The sequence below is a fragment of the Dactylosporangium sp. NPDC006015 genome (assembly GCF_040614215.1).
Classification (GTDB): Bacteria; Actinomycetota; Actinomycetes; order Mycobacteriales; family Micromonosporaceae; genus Dactylosporangium; species Dactylosporangium maewongense.
The window spans coordinates 1-14,534 of sequence record NZ_JBEXUD010000012.1; the positions used below are offsets into that span (position 1 = coordinate 1).

The 14,534-nt window shown below is 72.2% G+C and carries 15 protein-coding genes; 13 read left to right on the top strand and 2 right to left on the bottom strand.

Annotated features, from left to right (window positions below; all coding sequences use genetic code 11):
• Nucleotides 1-236: hypothetical protein (locus tag ABZ321_RS22420; RefSeq protein WP_354894140.1), on the bottom strand; the 236-nt coding region annotated here is incomplete at its 3' end.
• A gap of 325 nt (nucleotides 237-561) precedes the next feature.
• On the opposite strand from ABZ321_RS22420, the gene ABZ321_RS22425 reads away from it, so the two are divergent.
• From ABZ321_RS22425 to ABZ321_RS22465, 9 genes are all read left to right on the top strand, one after another.
• Nucleotides 562-1,743: a hypothetical protein gene (locus tag ABZ321_RS22425; protein ID WP_354894143.1), complete on the top strand. Its 1,182-nt coding sequence runs from the start codon at nucleotides 562-564 to the stop codon at nucleotides 1,741-1,743.
• A 21-nt stretch (nucleotides 1,744-1,764) separates the two neighbouring features.
• Nucleotides 1,765-2,139, top strand: coding sequence for a DUF5655 domain-containing protein (locus ABZ321_RS22430; RefSeq protein ID WP_354894146.1), 375 nt, complete (start codon nucleotides 1,765-1,767; stop codon nucleotides 2,137-2,139).
• A 164-nt stretch (nucleotides 2,140-2,303) separates the two neighbouring features.
• Nucleotides 2,304-3,905, top strand: a complete 1,602-nt coding sequence (locus tag ABZ321_RS22435) for a cellulose binding domain-containing protein (RefSeq protein ID WP_354894149.1) — start codon at nucleotides 2,304-2,306, stop codon at nucleotides 3,903-3,905.
• A gap of 815 nt (nucleotides 3,906-4,720) precedes the next feature.
• Nucleotides 4,721-4,927, top strand: coding sequence for a hypothetical protein (locus ABZ321_RS22440; RefSeq protein WP_354894152.1), 207 nt, complete (start codon nucleotides 4,721-4,723; stop codon nucleotides 4,925-4,927).
• A 340-nt stretch (nucleotides 4,928-5,267) separates the two neighbouring features.
• Nucleotides 5,268-6,485, top strand: a complete 1,218-nt coding sequence (locus ABZ321_RS22445; protein WP_344499665.1) for an ABC transporter substrate-binding protein — start codon at nucleotides 5,268-5,270, stop codon at nucleotides 6,483-6,485.
• Between the two features lie 12 nt (nucleotides 6,486-6,497).
• Nucleotides 6,498-7,373 carry a branched-chain amino acid ABC transporter permease gene (locus tag ABZ321_RS22450; RefSeq protein ID WP_344499667.1) on the top strand — a complete coding sequence of 292 codons (876 nt, stop codon included), beginning with the start codon at nucleotides 6,498-6,500 and terminating at the stop codon, nucleotides 7,371-7,373.
• The gene (locus ABZ321_RS22455) at nucleotides 7,370-8,320 is read left to right on the top strand and encodes a branched-chain amino acid ABC transporter permease (protein ID WP_344499669.1); all 951 of its coding nucleotides are present in this window, start codon (nucleotides 7,370-7,372) and stop codon (nucleotides 8,318-8,320) included. Before ABZ321_RS22450 ends, ABZ321_RS22455 begins: the two co-directional genes overlap by 4 nt.
• On the top strand, nucleotides 8,313-9,134 hold the full coding sequence (locus tag ABZ321_RS22460) for an ATP-binding cassette domain-containing protein (protein WP_344499671.1): 822 nt from the start codon (nucleotides 8,313-8,315) through the stop codon (nucleotides 9,132-9,134). Before ABZ321_RS22455 ends, ABZ321_RS22460 begins: the two co-directional genes overlap by 8 nt.
• Nucleotides 9,121-9,840 carry an ATP-binding cassette domain-containing protein gene (locus ABZ321_RS22465; protein ID WP_344499673.1) on the top strand — a complete coding sequence of 240 codons (720 nt, stop codon included), beginning with the start codon at nucleotides 9,121-9,123 and terminating at the stop codon, nucleotides 9,838-9,840. The genes ABZ321_RS22460 and ABZ321_RS22465 overlap by 14 nt, the downstream gene beginning before the upstream one ends.
• 56 nt (nucleotides 9,841-9,896) lie before the next feature.
• Here ABZ321_RS22465 and ABZ321_RS22470 read toward each other — a convergent pair whose 3' ends face one another.
• Complete coding sequence (locus tag ABZ321_RS22470; protein WP_354894158.1) at nucleotides 9,897-10,640, bottom strand: SDR family oxidoreductase; 744 nt, start codon at nucleotides 10,638-10,640, stop codon at nucleotides 9,897-9,899.
• Nucleotides 10,641-10,681: 41 nt separating this feature from the next.
• Between ABZ321_RS22470 and ABZ321_RS22475 the strand changes: the two genes are divergently transcribed.
• The 4 genes from ABZ321_RS22475 to ABZ321_RS22490 are packed head-to-tail and all read left to right on the top strand — an operon-like array spanning nucleotide 10,682 to nucleotide 14,529.
• Complete coding sequence (locus ABZ321_RS22475; RefSeq protein WP_354894161.1) at nucleotides 10,682-11,548, top strand: LLM class F420-dependent oxidoreductase; 867 nt, start codon at nucleotides 10,682-10,684, stop codon at nucleotides 11,546-11,548.
• Entirely contained in the window at nucleotides 11,545-12,390 is an 846-nt protein-coding gene (locus tag ABZ321_RS22480) for an SDR family oxidoreductase (protein WP_344499679.1), read from the top strand. The genes ABZ321_RS22475 and ABZ321_RS22480 overlap by 4 nt, the downstream gene beginning before the upstream one ends.
• Nucleotides 12,380-13,540 carry an acyl-CoA dehydrogenase family protein gene (locus ABZ321_RS22485; protein ID WP_354894164.1) on the top strand — a complete coding sequence of 387 codons (1,161 nt, stop codon included), beginning with the start codon at nucleotides 12,380-12,382 and terminating at the stop codon, nucleotides 13,538-13,540. Before ABZ321_RS22480 ends, ABZ321_RS22485 begins: the two co-directional genes overlap by 11 nt.
• On the top strand, nucleotides 13,537-14,529 hold the full coding sequence (locus ABZ321_RS22490) for an acyl-CoA dehydrogenase family protein (protein WP_344499683.1): 993 nt from the start codon (nucleotides 13,537-13,539) through the stop codon (nucleotides 14,527-14,529). Before ABZ321_RS22485 ends, ABZ321_RS22490 begins: the two co-directional genes overlap by 4 nt.
• The last annotated feature ends 5 nt before the right edge of the window (nucleotides 14,530-14,534 follow it).

A 14,534-nucleotide genomic window follows, 5' to 3' on the forward strand; every position in this document is an offset into this window, starting at 1 on the left:
ACCGCCGCCACCGTCTCCGCCGCGGCCGCCTCCCGCGCGGCTGCCGCTGCCGCGAACGCGGCCTCTGAGGATGCCGCTCCTGTTGCGGATGCCGCTGCTGTTGCGGATGCGGCTGCTGTACCGCCCACCGCCGCACCGCCCGTCTCCGCCCCGCCGGTGTCGTCGCCGCCCGTCTTCACGCCGCCCGTCTCCGGTCCGTCGCCGTTCGCGCCCGCTGCCGGGCCTTCGCCCTTCACACCGGCTGGCGGTCCGTCGCACTTCGTGCCGACCGCCGGGCCGTCGCCCTTCGCACCGTCCTCCGCCGGCGTGCCGTCGTCGGCCGCACCGGTCGATGCGGCCTCGCCTGTCGCGTCGCCGGCGGATGTACCGTCGGCCGCGGCGCCGCCCGTCTCGGCGCTGCCGGTCTCCGCCCCGCCTGTTTCTGGGCCACCGGTGTCGGCACCGCCTGTGTCTGGGCCGCCCGTTTCTGGGCCGCCGGTGTCTGGGCCGCCTGTTTCCGGACCGCCGGTGTCGGCGCCGCCTGTTTCCGGACCGCCGGCGGCCGACGAGGTGGCTGATGCGGTGGTCGACGCGGAGCCCGAGGCCGCGGAGCCCGAGGCCGCCGAGCCTCCGGAGCCGGAGCCGCCGCGCGTCCCGCACCCGGCGTCCAGGGCACACGCGTCCGCCGTCTCGCACGTGACCGACGCCGAGCCGGAGCCCCCGGTCGAGCAGCCGCCCCCCGTCGCGCACCCGGCATCGGCCGCGCGCGCGTCCGCCGCGGACCACTCGCCGGGCGCCCGGCGCAGGACGTACGGCAGGCACCCCGGCTCCGGCCGCCAGCGGGCGTCGGTTCCTCAGGCAGACGACAGCTGGGACCCGCACGAGACCCCGTCCCCGGACGGGGCGCCGCAGGACTCCTGGGGCTCGCCCGAGGAGGAGCACTGGGACCCGCGCACGACGCCGGACCAGTACGCCGCCGCGCCCCCGCACGACTGGGGCGCGGCACCCGGCCACCAGGAGCCCTGGGACCCGTACGGAGCTGCGCACGCGGCTTCGGCCCGTCACGAGTCCTGGGACCCGCGAGACGCCGCCCCGCACGCGGCTCACGCCCCCCAGGAAGCCTGGCATCAGCAGGAGGCGTGGGAATCGCAGGAGACGTTCGTCCCGCACGAGGCGTGGACCACGTACCCGGCGACCGGGTCGCCCGAGGCCGCTTCGACGAGCACGGCCTCCGCGCCGCCCCAGGCCCCGTGGGTGGACCCCCACCCACACCCGACCGGCGTGTCGCGGCAGTCGTCAGCCTGGCCGTGGTCCGAGCCGGCGTTCGGCCAGGCACCCGCCCCCGCGACGACCGCGCCGCGGAAGACCCCCAAGGTGCGCCGCAAGCCCGCGAACATCACGGCCGGCAGCACCAGGTCGAAGGCCGTCCGAGCCGCGAAGATCACCGCCGGCACCCTCACCGGCGCGGTCGTGGCCATCGTCACCGGCGTGTGGGTCGGCTTCGCCGTCGCGCCGTCGGAGCAGCTGCCCACGATCCAGGTCGGTCAGTGCGTCCGCCAGGACGGGGCCCAGGCCCGCCGCGTCGACTGCACCGAGCCCGACGCCTACACCGTCACCGCCAGGGTCTTCCCGGCCGGCTCATGCCCCGACCCCGCCCAACCCTACGCGATGCAGGAGCAGACCCAGCTCTGCCTCGCCCCCGCCGCCCGCAAACCCGCGGGCCCGAAACCCGCCGCCCCGCCGACCCGCCGCTACGGCCCCTGACCGGCGGCTAGGGTCGAGCGCATGGAGCGCGATGACTGGGCCGTGGAAGACCACCTGCGCGGCAAGCCGGCCGGCAGCGTGGAGCTGTACCACCGATTCGTCGAGCTCGTCGAGGCGTGCGGCCCGTTCACCTATGCGGTCGCCAAGACCACGATCACGTTCAAGGGCAGCAGGCGCGGGTTCGCCGGCGCCCGGCCCACCACGCACGGGCTCGCCGGGTACCTGGACCTGGAGCGGAAGGTCGAGGATCCCCGGATCCTGCGCGCGTCGCCGTACACGAAGCGCCTGTTCGTGCACCAGTTCCGCATCGGTGACCGCGGGCAACTCGACGACGCGTTCGCCGGATGGGTCGCCGAGGCGTACGAGGTCGGCCAGGGCGGGCACCTGACCCGGTGAGCGCTGCGCGGTTGGTTAACTGAATCGGCTAAGTTCCATCCTTGACCGATGTTCGGTGGAGTCGTAACCTGACTTCGCTTAACCGGTTAGGTCGATCACATTCAATGCTCGCGGCTGGCGCCGGCCGCGGGACACCCCGCCCGATCGGCATCGAAGGAACCCGCATGAGCAAACCCGCCCGCCGCCGATGGCCCGCCGCGCTGACCGCCGTCCTCCTGGTCCTGGTCGGCGCCGTCGTCACGCTGACCGGCGTCAACCAGGCCGCCGCCGCCACCGCCTTCGTCCAGCGCTGCGGCATCCGCTTCTGCCTCGGCGGCAAGAGCTTCTACTTCGCCGGGACCAACACCTACGACCTGTTCACCTACGGCTCCGGCTCCGGTGACACCGAGACCCAGTACATGGACAAGGCCAAGATCGACGCGCACATGACGAACCTGGCCGCCGACAAGGTGACCGTCCTGCGCCTGTGGATGTTCAGCATGGAGAGCTGGCACGGCTTCGAGACCGCCAAGGGCGTCTACAACGAGCAGCAGTTCGCCCTGTTCGACTACATCATCGAGTCGGCCCGGACCCACAACATCCGCCTCATCCCGGTCTTCGACAACTACTGGGAGGCGTACGGCGGGATCGACCGCCGCCTCCAGTGGGAAGGCCTGTCCGGCGGCCAGCCGGGCCGGGGGCAGTTCTTCAACAAGTCGAAGTGCCCAGGCTGCTTCACCAGCTACAAGAACTACGTCTCGTACGCGCTGAACCGCACCAACCACTACAGCGGCGTCAAGTACAAGGACGATCCGACCATCATGGCGTGGGAGCTCATGAACGAGCCGCGCTACGAGAACCAGACCCCCAACGAGAACACCAGCGGCACGACGCTGCGCGCCTGGGTCGACGAGATGGGCGCGTTCATCAAGGGCATCGACCCCAACCACCTGCTCGGCACCGGCCTGGAGGGCCACGAGACGCGGTACGGCTTCGGCGGCGACGAGGGCAACCCCTTCGTGTACATCCACCAGTCGCCGTACATCGACTTCACCTCCGCGCACCCGTACCCGACGGAGTCCTGGGCGAACCTCGGTATCGAGCAGACGAAGACCCTGGTCCGTGCCTGGATCAACGACTCGCACAACCTCGTTGGCAAGCCCTTCTTCATGGGCGAGTTCAACGTGCACAACGTCGACCGGACCGCCTGGTTCAGCGCCCTGTACAGCGACTTCGAGGCCGCCGGCGGCGACGGCAGCGCCTTCTGGTGGTACTCGGCCACCAGCGTCGACGGCAAGTTCGGCGTCATGAAGGGCGCACCCGAGCTCGCCCCGTTCCGCACCCACTCCGCCAACATGATCACCAAGAGCGGCGGCGTCGTGCCCAGCGTGTCACTCTCCGCCAGCCCGTCGCGGACGCCGTCCACGTCACCGTCGGCCTCGCCATCGGTGCCGCCACAGTCCGGCCCCTGTACCGTCCACTATGGACTTTCCGACTGGGGCAGCACGTTCAACGGCGACGTGACGATCCGCAATACCGGCACCGCCCCGATCACCGGCTGGGCCCTGCGGTGGACGTTCCCGGGCAACCAGGTCGTGACGAACATGTGGAACGCCGTGCCCACTCAGACCGGCAACCAGGTGACCGCCAGGAACCCGGCCGACTACAACGTCACCATCCCCGCCGGCGGCAGCCTGAACTTCGGCTTCAGCGCCACCTCGGTCCCCGGCACCAACGGCATCCCGTCCACCTTCACCCTCAACGGCGCCACCTGCACCAAGGTCTGACGAGGTGGGGGCCGGTCCGCCGGCCCCACCTCCTGCATCTCCGCGGCGTCCGGAAACGCGGCGACCGTCTCCGCGGCGAGCTCCCGCAGGACGTCATCGGCCGGCCTGGTCCGCGCGACCGCGCCCGCCGCGTCCGGGGCGGCACCGAGCAGTACCACGAGCCCACCAGTCAGCGCCTCCGCATCGCCCCGGACGCCCCCGTCGGCGGCGACTTCCTCGTCAAGGCCGCCCTGTCCGAGATGCTCCCCGCCGACGAGACCACCGCCGACGTCACGATCCTGCGCCACGTCCGCCTCACCCCCGATTAGGCCCGCAGCGTCGCCGAGCGCTTTGGAGCAGTTCGCCGGCAGCGACCACCTCCCCACCGACGACCCCACCGGCGAGCCCCACGGCATACTGCTCAGCCTCTACCGTGCCGACATCCCCTCCCTCCCCGTCGAGCCCTCCGCGCCGGCGCACACAGAGCAGTAATCGGAAGGTTGCGGGTTCCAGCCTCGCCGTCGGCTCTCAACTCGATTGCTTGTTTACGCTGGTCAGCTGCCTCCTTCCGTTCCTCTTTCTCGATGGACCGAACGCGAGGATCTTGGCATCCGGGCCCTCGGAAACCTCGGTACCGGGGGGCCGGCCTGGGTCGGCTGCGGAGAGGTCTCCTGCTTGGCAAGAGCAACCAGCACGGCAAACTGCTCCGGGGTGATGTCACGGAGTTCAGGTCCTGGGCCGCCACCACCGACAGCCTTCCAGCGGCCGCAGAGCGCTGAGGAAGCCGGTGGCAGCACCGATCCAGGTTTCATCGCGCGGCGTCGGCCGGCCGCTCGATGGACGACATCACCTGCGCCCCCAACGTCGAGGTGCGCGTCGGAGACGTCAGGCCCGGCGTGATCTCCGGATCGCCGGACCAGGTCGCCGAGCGGCTGCGGGCGCTGACCGGGATGGGCTTCACCGTGCTCAACCTGAAGCCGTCCGGACCCGGTCGGGACGAACAGGTCGAGCGCCTCGCCCGCGAGGTCCTACCGGCCGTCTGAACAGCACCGCTCCGGCCGTCGTGGTCGTCACGGCGCCGCCTCGCGATATCTTCGGTGACTGCCTCGTCGACGCTCTGGCCGTGTAACCGGCGCGACCGGTCGCTTACCAGCGCCGCGGGACGTCCCGCGGCGCTGTTGTGTTGCGGTTCGTCGCGGATTTTGACGGTTCTGTTACGTCCGTGCGTCCGTGGCGTTCTTGACACGCTGGGCGCCCGTGGCCAAGATGTAAAAACCAAGCGCTTGTTAGGTTTATGGACATGAGGCCAAACGGCCGGCGGTGTTCGCCGCGATCACTCCTCCTGAGGCTGACGATTCGTATAATTCCGTGACAGGGGTACAAATGGGCGTTTCATTGACGAGCCGCATCGTCAGCTGTCTCGCGCTGGCGGCGCTCACCGTCGCCGGCTGCGGTAACAAGGCGGGGAACGAAAAGCCGAGCAACGGCACCGCGTCCGGCGCTCCGATCATCATCGGTCTGGACGAGGACAGCACCGGCTCCGGCGCCTCCTACAGCACCATCGCCGGCAAGACGATCCGGCTGGCGATCCAGGACGTCAACGACAAGGGCGGCGTGCTGGGCCGCCCGCTGCAGCTGGTCGTCGAGAACGACGAGTCCGACCCGACCAAGGTGCCGGCCGTGCTGCAGAAGCTCGCCGGCCAGGGCGCCAAGGCACTGTTCCTGCAGAGCGGCAGCGCCGCCATCCTCCAGGCGAAGTCGACGCTCACGGCGCTCGGCCTGCCCGCCATCGCACCCACCGGTGTCACCGCCACACTGGTCGCACCGCCGGACAACGAGCTGATCTACATGCTCGCCAACACCACCACGGACTGGGCACAGGTGTACTGCGGCGCCTTCAAGGCCGCGAACATCACGAAGATCGGCGTCCTCACCGACGACACGACCACGATCGCCGCGCTCGACAAGGCGCTGCTGCCGGCGCTGTCCTGCGTGCAGATCGTGGCCACCGAGAAGGGCGCGGCCAACGCCTCCGACCTGTCAGCGCAGGTGGCCCGGCTCAAGAACGCCAACCCTGACGCGGTCCTGGTGACCAGCGTCGGCGGCGCGTTCGAGGTGCTCGCCCAGAACACCCTGGGCAGCCAGATGAAAGGCACGAAGCGCTTCTCGCTCGCGTCCATCGGCAACCAGCCCGCCTCCTGGAAGCTGGCCGCCCCGGGCGCCCTGGAGGGCCTCATCTTCATGGGCTCCATCAACACGGCAAACCCGCGCACCCAGGCGCTCGTGACCCTGCTGAAGGACAAGTACGGCAAGGACTACGACATCACCGCATACGACGCCCAGGCATGGGACTCGGTGCACGTGCTCAAGCTGGCGATCGAGAAGGCCGGCGGGGTCGACGACTCGAAGAAGCTCAACGAGGCGATCCAGAGCGTCAAGGGCTACCCGGCCACCTTCGGCCAGGCGAACTTCACGCTGTCGTTCGGCGCCGACAAGCACCTGGGCGCGGACGGGGCGTGCGGGCTGTCGCTCATCGAGTTCGGCGCGGACAACAAGCCCAAGGGCCCGTGGGCCACTTTCCAGCCGCCGTGCGCCAAGTAGTGAGGTAACAGTATGGGCCAGCTGCAGCTGTGGTTGTCCGCCCTCGAGATGGGGTGTTTCTTCGGCCTGCTCGCGCTGGCCTACTACCTGGTCCTGGTCGGCGCCGGGTTCTTCAACTTCGCGATCGGGCCGTACGCGATGGTCGGCGGGCTGTGCACGTCGTACCTGGTGCTCTACGAGGACATGAACGTGTGGGCCGCGGCGGCGGTGGCGATCACCGCCGCCGCGGCGCTCGCCGTCGTCACCGAACTGGTCGTGGTCAGGCCGGTGCAGCGCCGCTCCGGCGGCGGCGAACTGCCCGCCCTGGTCGCCGTCGCGGCGGTGCTGTTCGCGATCCAGCAGCTCGGCGGGTACCTGTTCGGCTACACCACGTTGCCGGGGCAGAACCTCCTCACGTTCGACCCGGTGACGGTCGGCGACACGGTCGTGCAGCCGAGCGCCCTGGTGCTGCTCGCCTTCACCGTCGTCGCGTTCGCGGGTCTCGCGGTGTGGATCCGCAGCACCCGTACCGGCCGGCTGCTACGCGCGGTCGGTGACAGCACCCACGCCGCCGGACTCCTCGGCCTCCCCGTCAACCGGGTGCGGCTCATCGCGTTCCTGCTGTCGGGTCTGCTCGCCGGGATCACCGGGCTGCTGTTCGCACCGAAGGCGGGCGTCAGCTCACTGTCGGGGCTCAGCTGGGCGCTGTCGGGCTTCCTCGCGATGGTGGTCGGCGGCACCGGCTCGGTCTGGGCGCCGCTCGTCGGCGGGCTGCTGCTCGGCGCCGTCGAGGTCTTCGTCCCCTACTACTTCGGCGGACAGTCCCACGTGTACGGGCTGCTGATCGTCGCCCTGTTGTTCTTCGCCCTCAAACCGAGCGGCCTGTTCGTGCGGAGGGTACGAGCATGAAGCGCTTCCCCGGCTCCTTCGGCCTGCTGGGCGGCGTCGTGGGCGCGGTGCTGATCCTGCTCTGGGTCGGCGCGGACGGCTACAAGCAGACGCTGGTCACCACGACCGCCACCTACGCGCTGATCGCACTCGGCATGTACGTGCCGTACCTGATGGCGGGATCACTGTCGATGGCCTACGGCGCGTACGCTGGCATCGGCGGCTACGCGGTCGGCCTGATCTCGACGAAGAGCGGCCTGCCGCTCATCCTCGCCTGGGTCGCCGGGCCGATCGTCGCGGCGGCCGTCGCCGTGCTGCTCGGGCTCGCCACCCGGCGGCTGTCCGGCTTCTTCCTCGCCGCGGTGACGCTGCTGTTCGGGATGGCGTTCACCGCCTGGCTGGTGGACGCCGAAGGTATCTCCGGCGGCTCGGGGGGCCTCGGCAGCCTCCGCAAGCTCGACATCCTCGGCTGGCAGCCCAGCCACTACCAGGTCGTCGTCGGCTGCACCGTCGTCGTGTGCGTCATCGCGTTCCTGCTCGACCGGCTGCGGATGTCGCCGTGGGGTGTGATCGTGCGGACCATGCGCGACGCGCCCCGCGCGGTGGAGGCGGCCGGGGTGCGGGTGCCGGTGATGAACCTCGTGTCCCTGGCCATCGGCGCCGCGATCGCGGCCGTCGGCGGCGGCCTGTTCACCTACTCGGCCGGCAGCGTCACCCCGGACACGTTCACCCTCAACCTGGTGTTCCTGGCCATCTTCATGCCGCTCATCGGCGGCGCGGCCACCCCCTGGGGCGCCGTCCTCGGCGCCGTCATCGCCGTCGAGCTCACCCTGAACTTCCCCGCCGTGGAGACCAGCGGCACGCTGATCCTCGCGCTCGGGGTCCTCGTCATCCTGCTCATCGCGCCGCAGGGCGTCATCGGATACGCGAGCAGGCTCACCAAGCTTGTGGGGGGACGCCGTGGCTGAGACGCTCCTCGTCGGATCCGGCCTGACCAAACGCTACGGCGGGGTCACCGCCCTGCAGGACGTGTCGTTCTCGCTCACCGCCGGTGAGGTCCTCGGCCTCGTCGGGCCCAACGGGGCCGGCAAGACGACCCTGGTCGACCTCATCTCCGGCGCGCAGCCGGCCACCGAGGGATTGTTGACGCTGCGCGGGCAGCGCCTGGCCGGTCCCGCGTCCCGGCGCGCCAAGGCCGGGCTGGCCCGCACCTTCCAGTATCCGCAGCTCGCCCTCGAGCTCACCGTCGCGGAGAACCTGCTGCTCGGCCGGGCCGCCCGGCGGCACGGCACCGTCTGGCAGATGATCGCCGGGTCGTTCAGCGGGGCGTTCCGCCCGTACCCGCCAGCCGACCTCGCCGCCGTCGCCGCGATCGCCGAGGAGCTCGGCATCGACCGGCTCGACCGGCCCGCCGGCGACCTGTCCCTCGGCGAGCAGCGCCTCGTCGAGGTCGGCCGCGCGCTCGGCCAGGACCCCCTGGTGCTGCTGCTCGACGAGCCGTTCGCCGGCTCGGACGCGGCTGGCGTCACCGGCATCTCCGAGGTGGTGCGCACCGTGCAGCGGCGCGGCCACGCGGTGATCCTCGTCGACCACAACGTCGACCTCGTCGCGGGCCTCGTCGACCGGATCATGCTGCTGGACCGCGGCCAGTCGGTGTTCGACGGCTCGCCCCGGGAATGCCTCGACAGCCCGCAGATGCAGCAGGTGTACTTCGGGGCCACCGACCCCGCCCCGGCCGCTGCCCCAGATGACGCCGAGGAGGTTCCGCATGTCGTCTCATGAGCTGCGCCTCGAAGGGCTGACCGTCCGTTACGGGCATGCCAGCGCGGTCGAAGGTGTGGACATCGTCGCGCCCGGCGGCGTGATCACCGCCCTGGTCGGGCCGAACGGCGCCGGCAAGAGCAGTGCACTGCTCGCCGCGTACGGCTCGGTCGCGGCGACCGGCCGGGTGTTCCTGGACGGTGAGGACGTCAGCCGGCTCAAACCGGCTGCCCGGGCCCGCGCCGGGATCGCCGTGGTGCCGCAGGGCCGCCAGCTGTTTCCGAAGCTCAACGTCGCGGACAACCTGCAGGTCATGGCGGAGCTGCTGCGCCTGCCGCGCAGTGCGGTGCAGACCGCGATCGACCGCTTCCCCATCCTGCGGACCCGGATGAAGAGCCTCGTCGGCGTGCTGTCCGGCGGTGAGCAGCAGATGCTCGTCGTGTCCCGGGCGCTGATGGGCTCGCCGCGGGTGCTGCTGCTCGACGAGATGATGACCGGGCTCGCCCCGCTCGTCGTGCAGGAGCTGCTGCGCACCGTCACCCAGCTCGCCGGCGAAGGCGTCGCGGTGCTCATGGCGGAGCCCGCCCTCGGCGCGGTCCGTGGCGCCGTCGACCGCGGCTACGTGCTGGTCCGTGGTGAGGTGGTCGCGACCCGCGAGGACGGCGGCGCGGCCCTCGACGGCGAGTACCGCACCCGGATGGGTGTGCTGAAGACCGCCGCGCACTGACCCAGCCGCATCGGGCCCGTACGACGTCCTTCGTCGTGCGGGCCCGAACGGTGTGGTCAGGCGGCGTAGCCGCCGTCGACGTCGAGCTTCTGGCCGGTGATGAACCGGGCCCGGTCGCTGGCGAGGAAACACACCGCCTCGGCGACGTCGGCGGCGGTGCCGAACGTCCGCAGCGGGATGTTGCCGCGGGTCACCTCCAAGGCGCGCTCGTCCAGATCGCCGTCGGCGATGAGGCGGGCCGCCATGCCGTCGGTGAGCATGCCCGGCCCGACGCAGTTCGCCCGGACGCCGAAGCGGCCCTCCTCTGCGGCGATCCCGCGCACGAGCGCCTCGACCGCCGCCTTGGGGCCGGCCGAGAGGCCGTCGCGGACCGGGAACCGGCGGGTGGCGGCGGTGGTGACCGCGACCAGGCTGCCGCGGGATTCTCGCAGCCGCGGCAGGGTCGCGGCGAGGATGTTGAAGAACCCGGCCACGTCCTCGGTGAGCTGCGTGGCGAACCGGTCCGGCGCGACCCGGCTCAGGTGCAGCATCGGCACGTGTGGCCCGGCGGCGTGCACCAGGGTGTGCACGACCGGTGCCGCGTCGATCAGCGCCGCGCACGACGCCGGATCGCTCAGCTCGACCCGGTGCGCGCTCGCACCCGGCAGGTCGGCGGCGAGGGCCTCGGCCGCTGCGGCGTTGCCGCGGTAGGCGAGCAGCACGCGGCTGCCGCGGGCGGCGAGGAGGCGGGCGACGGCGCTGCCGATGCCGCCGGTGGCACCGGTGACGACGGCGACGCCCTTGCGGAACCTGAAATCCATCCGCCTACGCTACCAAGCAAGCGTTTGGTAGAGTACCCGTCGTGGAGCTGAAACTCGGGGTCATGCCCGTCCTCGGCGGCACCGGCGCCGCCGATCCCGCCACCACCGCCCGCTTCGTCCGGCTGCTCGAGGACCTCGGCTGCGAGTCCGTCTGGGCCGTCGAGCACGTCGTGGTCCCCGACGACTACACCTCTGCGTATCCGTACGACCCGGGCGGCCGGATGAGCCTCGGCGCCGGCGACGACATCCCCGACCCGCTGCACTGGCTCACCTTCGCCGCCGCGCACACCACCACGCTGCGCCTCGGCACCGCCATGCTCATCCTGCCCGAACACCACCCGGTCGACCTCGCGAAACGCCTCGCCACCGTCGACGTGCTCAGCGGCGGGCGGCTCCTGGCCGGCATCGGCGTCGGCTGGCTGCGCGAGGAGTACGACGCCCTCGGTGTGCCGTTCGAGGAACGCGGCGCCCGCGCCGACGAGTACCTCTCCGCCATGCACGCGCTCTGGACGCAGGCCCCGGCGAGCCACACCGGCCGGTTCGTGTCGTTCCACGACGTGCACAGCCGCCCCCGGCCCACCCGCCCCGGCGGCGTGCCGATCGTCGTCGGCGGGCACTCGCTCGCCGCGGTGCGCCGGGCCGCCCGCTTCGGCGGCGGCTGGTATCCGCTCGGCGTCAGCGCAGACCGCTTCGCCGAACTGCGGACCGCGCTCGCCGCCGAGTGCGCGGCAGCCGGCCGCACCATCGACGACGTCGAGATCACCATGAGGGCCCCGGGCAACGTGGCGGAGCTGGAGACGCTGCGCTCCCTCGGCGTCTCCCGGGTCGTCATCCGGGCCGACCCCGCCGACCTCGTCGGCGTCCGGGACAAGGTCCGCCGGTATCAGCGAGAGGTGCTCCGCGCATGAGATCCGTCATCGTCACCGGCGCCGCCCAGGGACTCGGCAAGGCGCACGCACTCGCCTTCGCCGCGGCCGGCGCCCGCCTCGTGCTCAACGACCTGGACGCCGGCGCGCTCGCCGAGGTCGCCGCACACACCGGCGCGGTCGCGTTCCCCGGCGACATCGCCGACTGGGACTTCGCCGCCGCCCTCGTCGGCAAGGCGGTCGCCGAGCACGGCCGCCTCGACGCCCTCGTCAACAACGCCGGCCTGGCCCGCGACCGGATGGTCGTCAACCTCGCCGAGGACGAGTGGGACGCCGTCATGAGGGTCAACCTCAAGGGCACCGCCGCTCCGCTACGGCACGCCGCCGCGCACTGGCGGGCCCGGGCCAAGGCCGGTGAGGACGTCGCCGCCCGGGTCGTCAACACCACCTCCGGCGCCGGGCTCATGGGCAGCGTCGGGCAGGCGAGCTACAGCGCCGCCAAGGCCGGGATCGCCGCACTGACCCAGGTCGCCGCCGCCGAACTGGCCCGCTACGGCGTCACCGTCAACGCCATCGCCCCCAGCGCCCGCACCGCGATGACCGAGGAGGTCTTCGCCGACGCCATGCGCGCCCCCGACGCCGGCTTCGACGAGATGGACCCCGGCAACGTGTCCCCGCTCGTCGTCTGGCTCGCCGGCGCCGACAGCGGCGACGTGACCGGCCGGGTCTTCGAGGTCTCCGGCGGCCGGGTCAGCGTCGCCGGCGGCTGGCAGCACGGCGAGGTCCGCGACGCCGGCCGGCGTTGGCACCCCGACGAGCTCGGCCCCGTCGTGCGCGACCTGCTGTCGCGCGCACCAGCCCCGGCGGCCGTCTATGGCGCGTGAGGTGAGCCTCCGGGCGGCCGACGTCCGCGCCTGGCTGCGGGAGCACCTGACCGGCGAGTTCGCCCCGCTGGTCGGCGCGGGCGGACCGGGCCGGGAGCACGAGCAACTGGAGCTGCGGGCGAAGTGGGAGCGGGAGCTCGGCGCCGCCGGCTGGATCGGCCTCGGCTGGCCGGCGCCGTACGGCCGTGGCGCGAGCATCGCCGAGCAGGTGGTGTTCTTCGAGGAGTACGCCCGCGCCGGCGGCCCAGGCCGGCTCAGCCACATCGGCGAATACCTGCTCGCACCGACCCTCATCGCGCACGGCACCGAAGCGCAGCGCCGCCGCTTCCTGCCGCCGATCGCCCGGGCCGAGGAACTGTGGTGCCAGGGCTACTCCGAGCCCGGCGCCGGTTCCGACCTCGCCGGGGTCCGCACCCGCGCGGAACTGTCCGGCGACCGCTGGCGGATCACCGGGCAGAAGGTGTGGACGTCCCTGGCGCACGCCGCCGACTGGTGCTTCGTGCTCGCTCGTACCGACCCCGCCGCGACCCGCAAGTCCGGCCTGTCCTACCTGCTGGTGCCGATGCGTCAGCCCGGCGTCGAGGTGCGGCCCATCATGCAGCTCACCGGGACGTCGGAGTTCAACGAGGTCTTCTTCGACGGCGCCAGCACCGACGCGGACCTGGTCGTCGGGGCGCCCGGTGACGGCTGGCGGGTCGCCACCCGCACCCTGTCCTACGAGCGCGGTGTCGCCACCCTCGGCCAGCAGCTCGGCTTCGCTCGCGAACTCGACGCCGTGGTCGCCGCCGCGCGGGCCAACGGGTCCTTCGACGACCCCGTCGTCGCGGACCGCATCGCGGAGGCCTGGGCCGGGCTGCAGGGCCTGCGCCACCACGCGCTGCGGGCGCTGTCGGCCACCGAACCGGACCCGGTCGGGGCGTCGGTGGCGAAGCTGCTGTGGGCCGGCTGGCATCAGCGCCTCGGGGAACTGGCCATGGACGTGGGCGGGGCCGCGTCGACCGTCGCCGAGGCCGCGCCGTATGAGCTGACCGACGCCCAGCGGCTGTTCCTGTTCACCCGCGCCGACACCATTTACGGCGGCTCCGACGAGATCCAGCGCAACATCGTCGCCGACCGGATCCTCGGCCGAACCCCGCGAGGCACCCGATGACCCTGGAGCAGGAACAGAAGCAGGAACAAGAGCAGGAGCACGCCGCGCTGCGCGAGAGTGTCGCCGCGTTCTTCAGCACCGGCGCGGACTGGGGCCGGCTCACCGGGGAACTCGGCCTGACCGCCCTGGCCATCGGGGAGGACCACGGCGGCTTCGGCGCATCCCTGGTCGAGGTCGGCATCGTCCTGGAGGAGGCCGGCGCCGCGCTGCTGCACTCGCCGCTGCTGTCCACCACGGTCGCCGCCCTCGCCCTCGACCCGGACCTGCCCGCCGCCGCGTCGCTGCTGCCGGCACTCGCCGCCGGTGACCTGATCGGCGCGGTCGCCCTCGACGGCAGCTGCACCGCCCGGCCCGACGGCGACGGGTTCGTCCTGGACGGCTCGTTCGCGCACGTCCTGGACGCCGAATCGGCCGGGGTCGTGATCGTGTCGGACGGCACTGCGCTGTACGCCGTCACCGACCCGGACATACGGCCGCAGCCGACCCTGGACCAGACCCGCGGGCAAGGGACCCTCGTGCTGTGGCAGGCGCCCGGCCGCCTCGTCGCCCGCGACGCCGCCCGCGCGCAGGACCTGCTGCACGCCGCGCTCGCCGCGGAGTCCGTCGGCGTGGCCCGCGCCTCGCTGCGGGTCACCGTCGAGCACCTGCGCACCCGCGAGCAGTTCGGGGTGCCCCTCGCGACGTTCCAGGCGCTGCGGCACCGCGTCGCCGACCTGCACGTCCACCTCGAACAGGCGGTGTCATCCGTGTGGTACGCCCTGCGCGCCGCAGGCACCTCCGAGTTCGCCACCGCGGCGCCCCTCGCCAAGCTGATCGCGACGGAGGCCGCGTGGACCGTGACCCGGGCGTCGATCCAGCTGCTCGGCGGGATCGGCTTCACCTGGGAGCATGACGCGCACCGCTTCCTGAAACGCGCCACCGCCAACCGGCTCCTCGCCGGCGACCCGGTCGCCCTGCGCCGCCTCCTGCTGTCCCGCGCCGGCCTGTAGCGCCG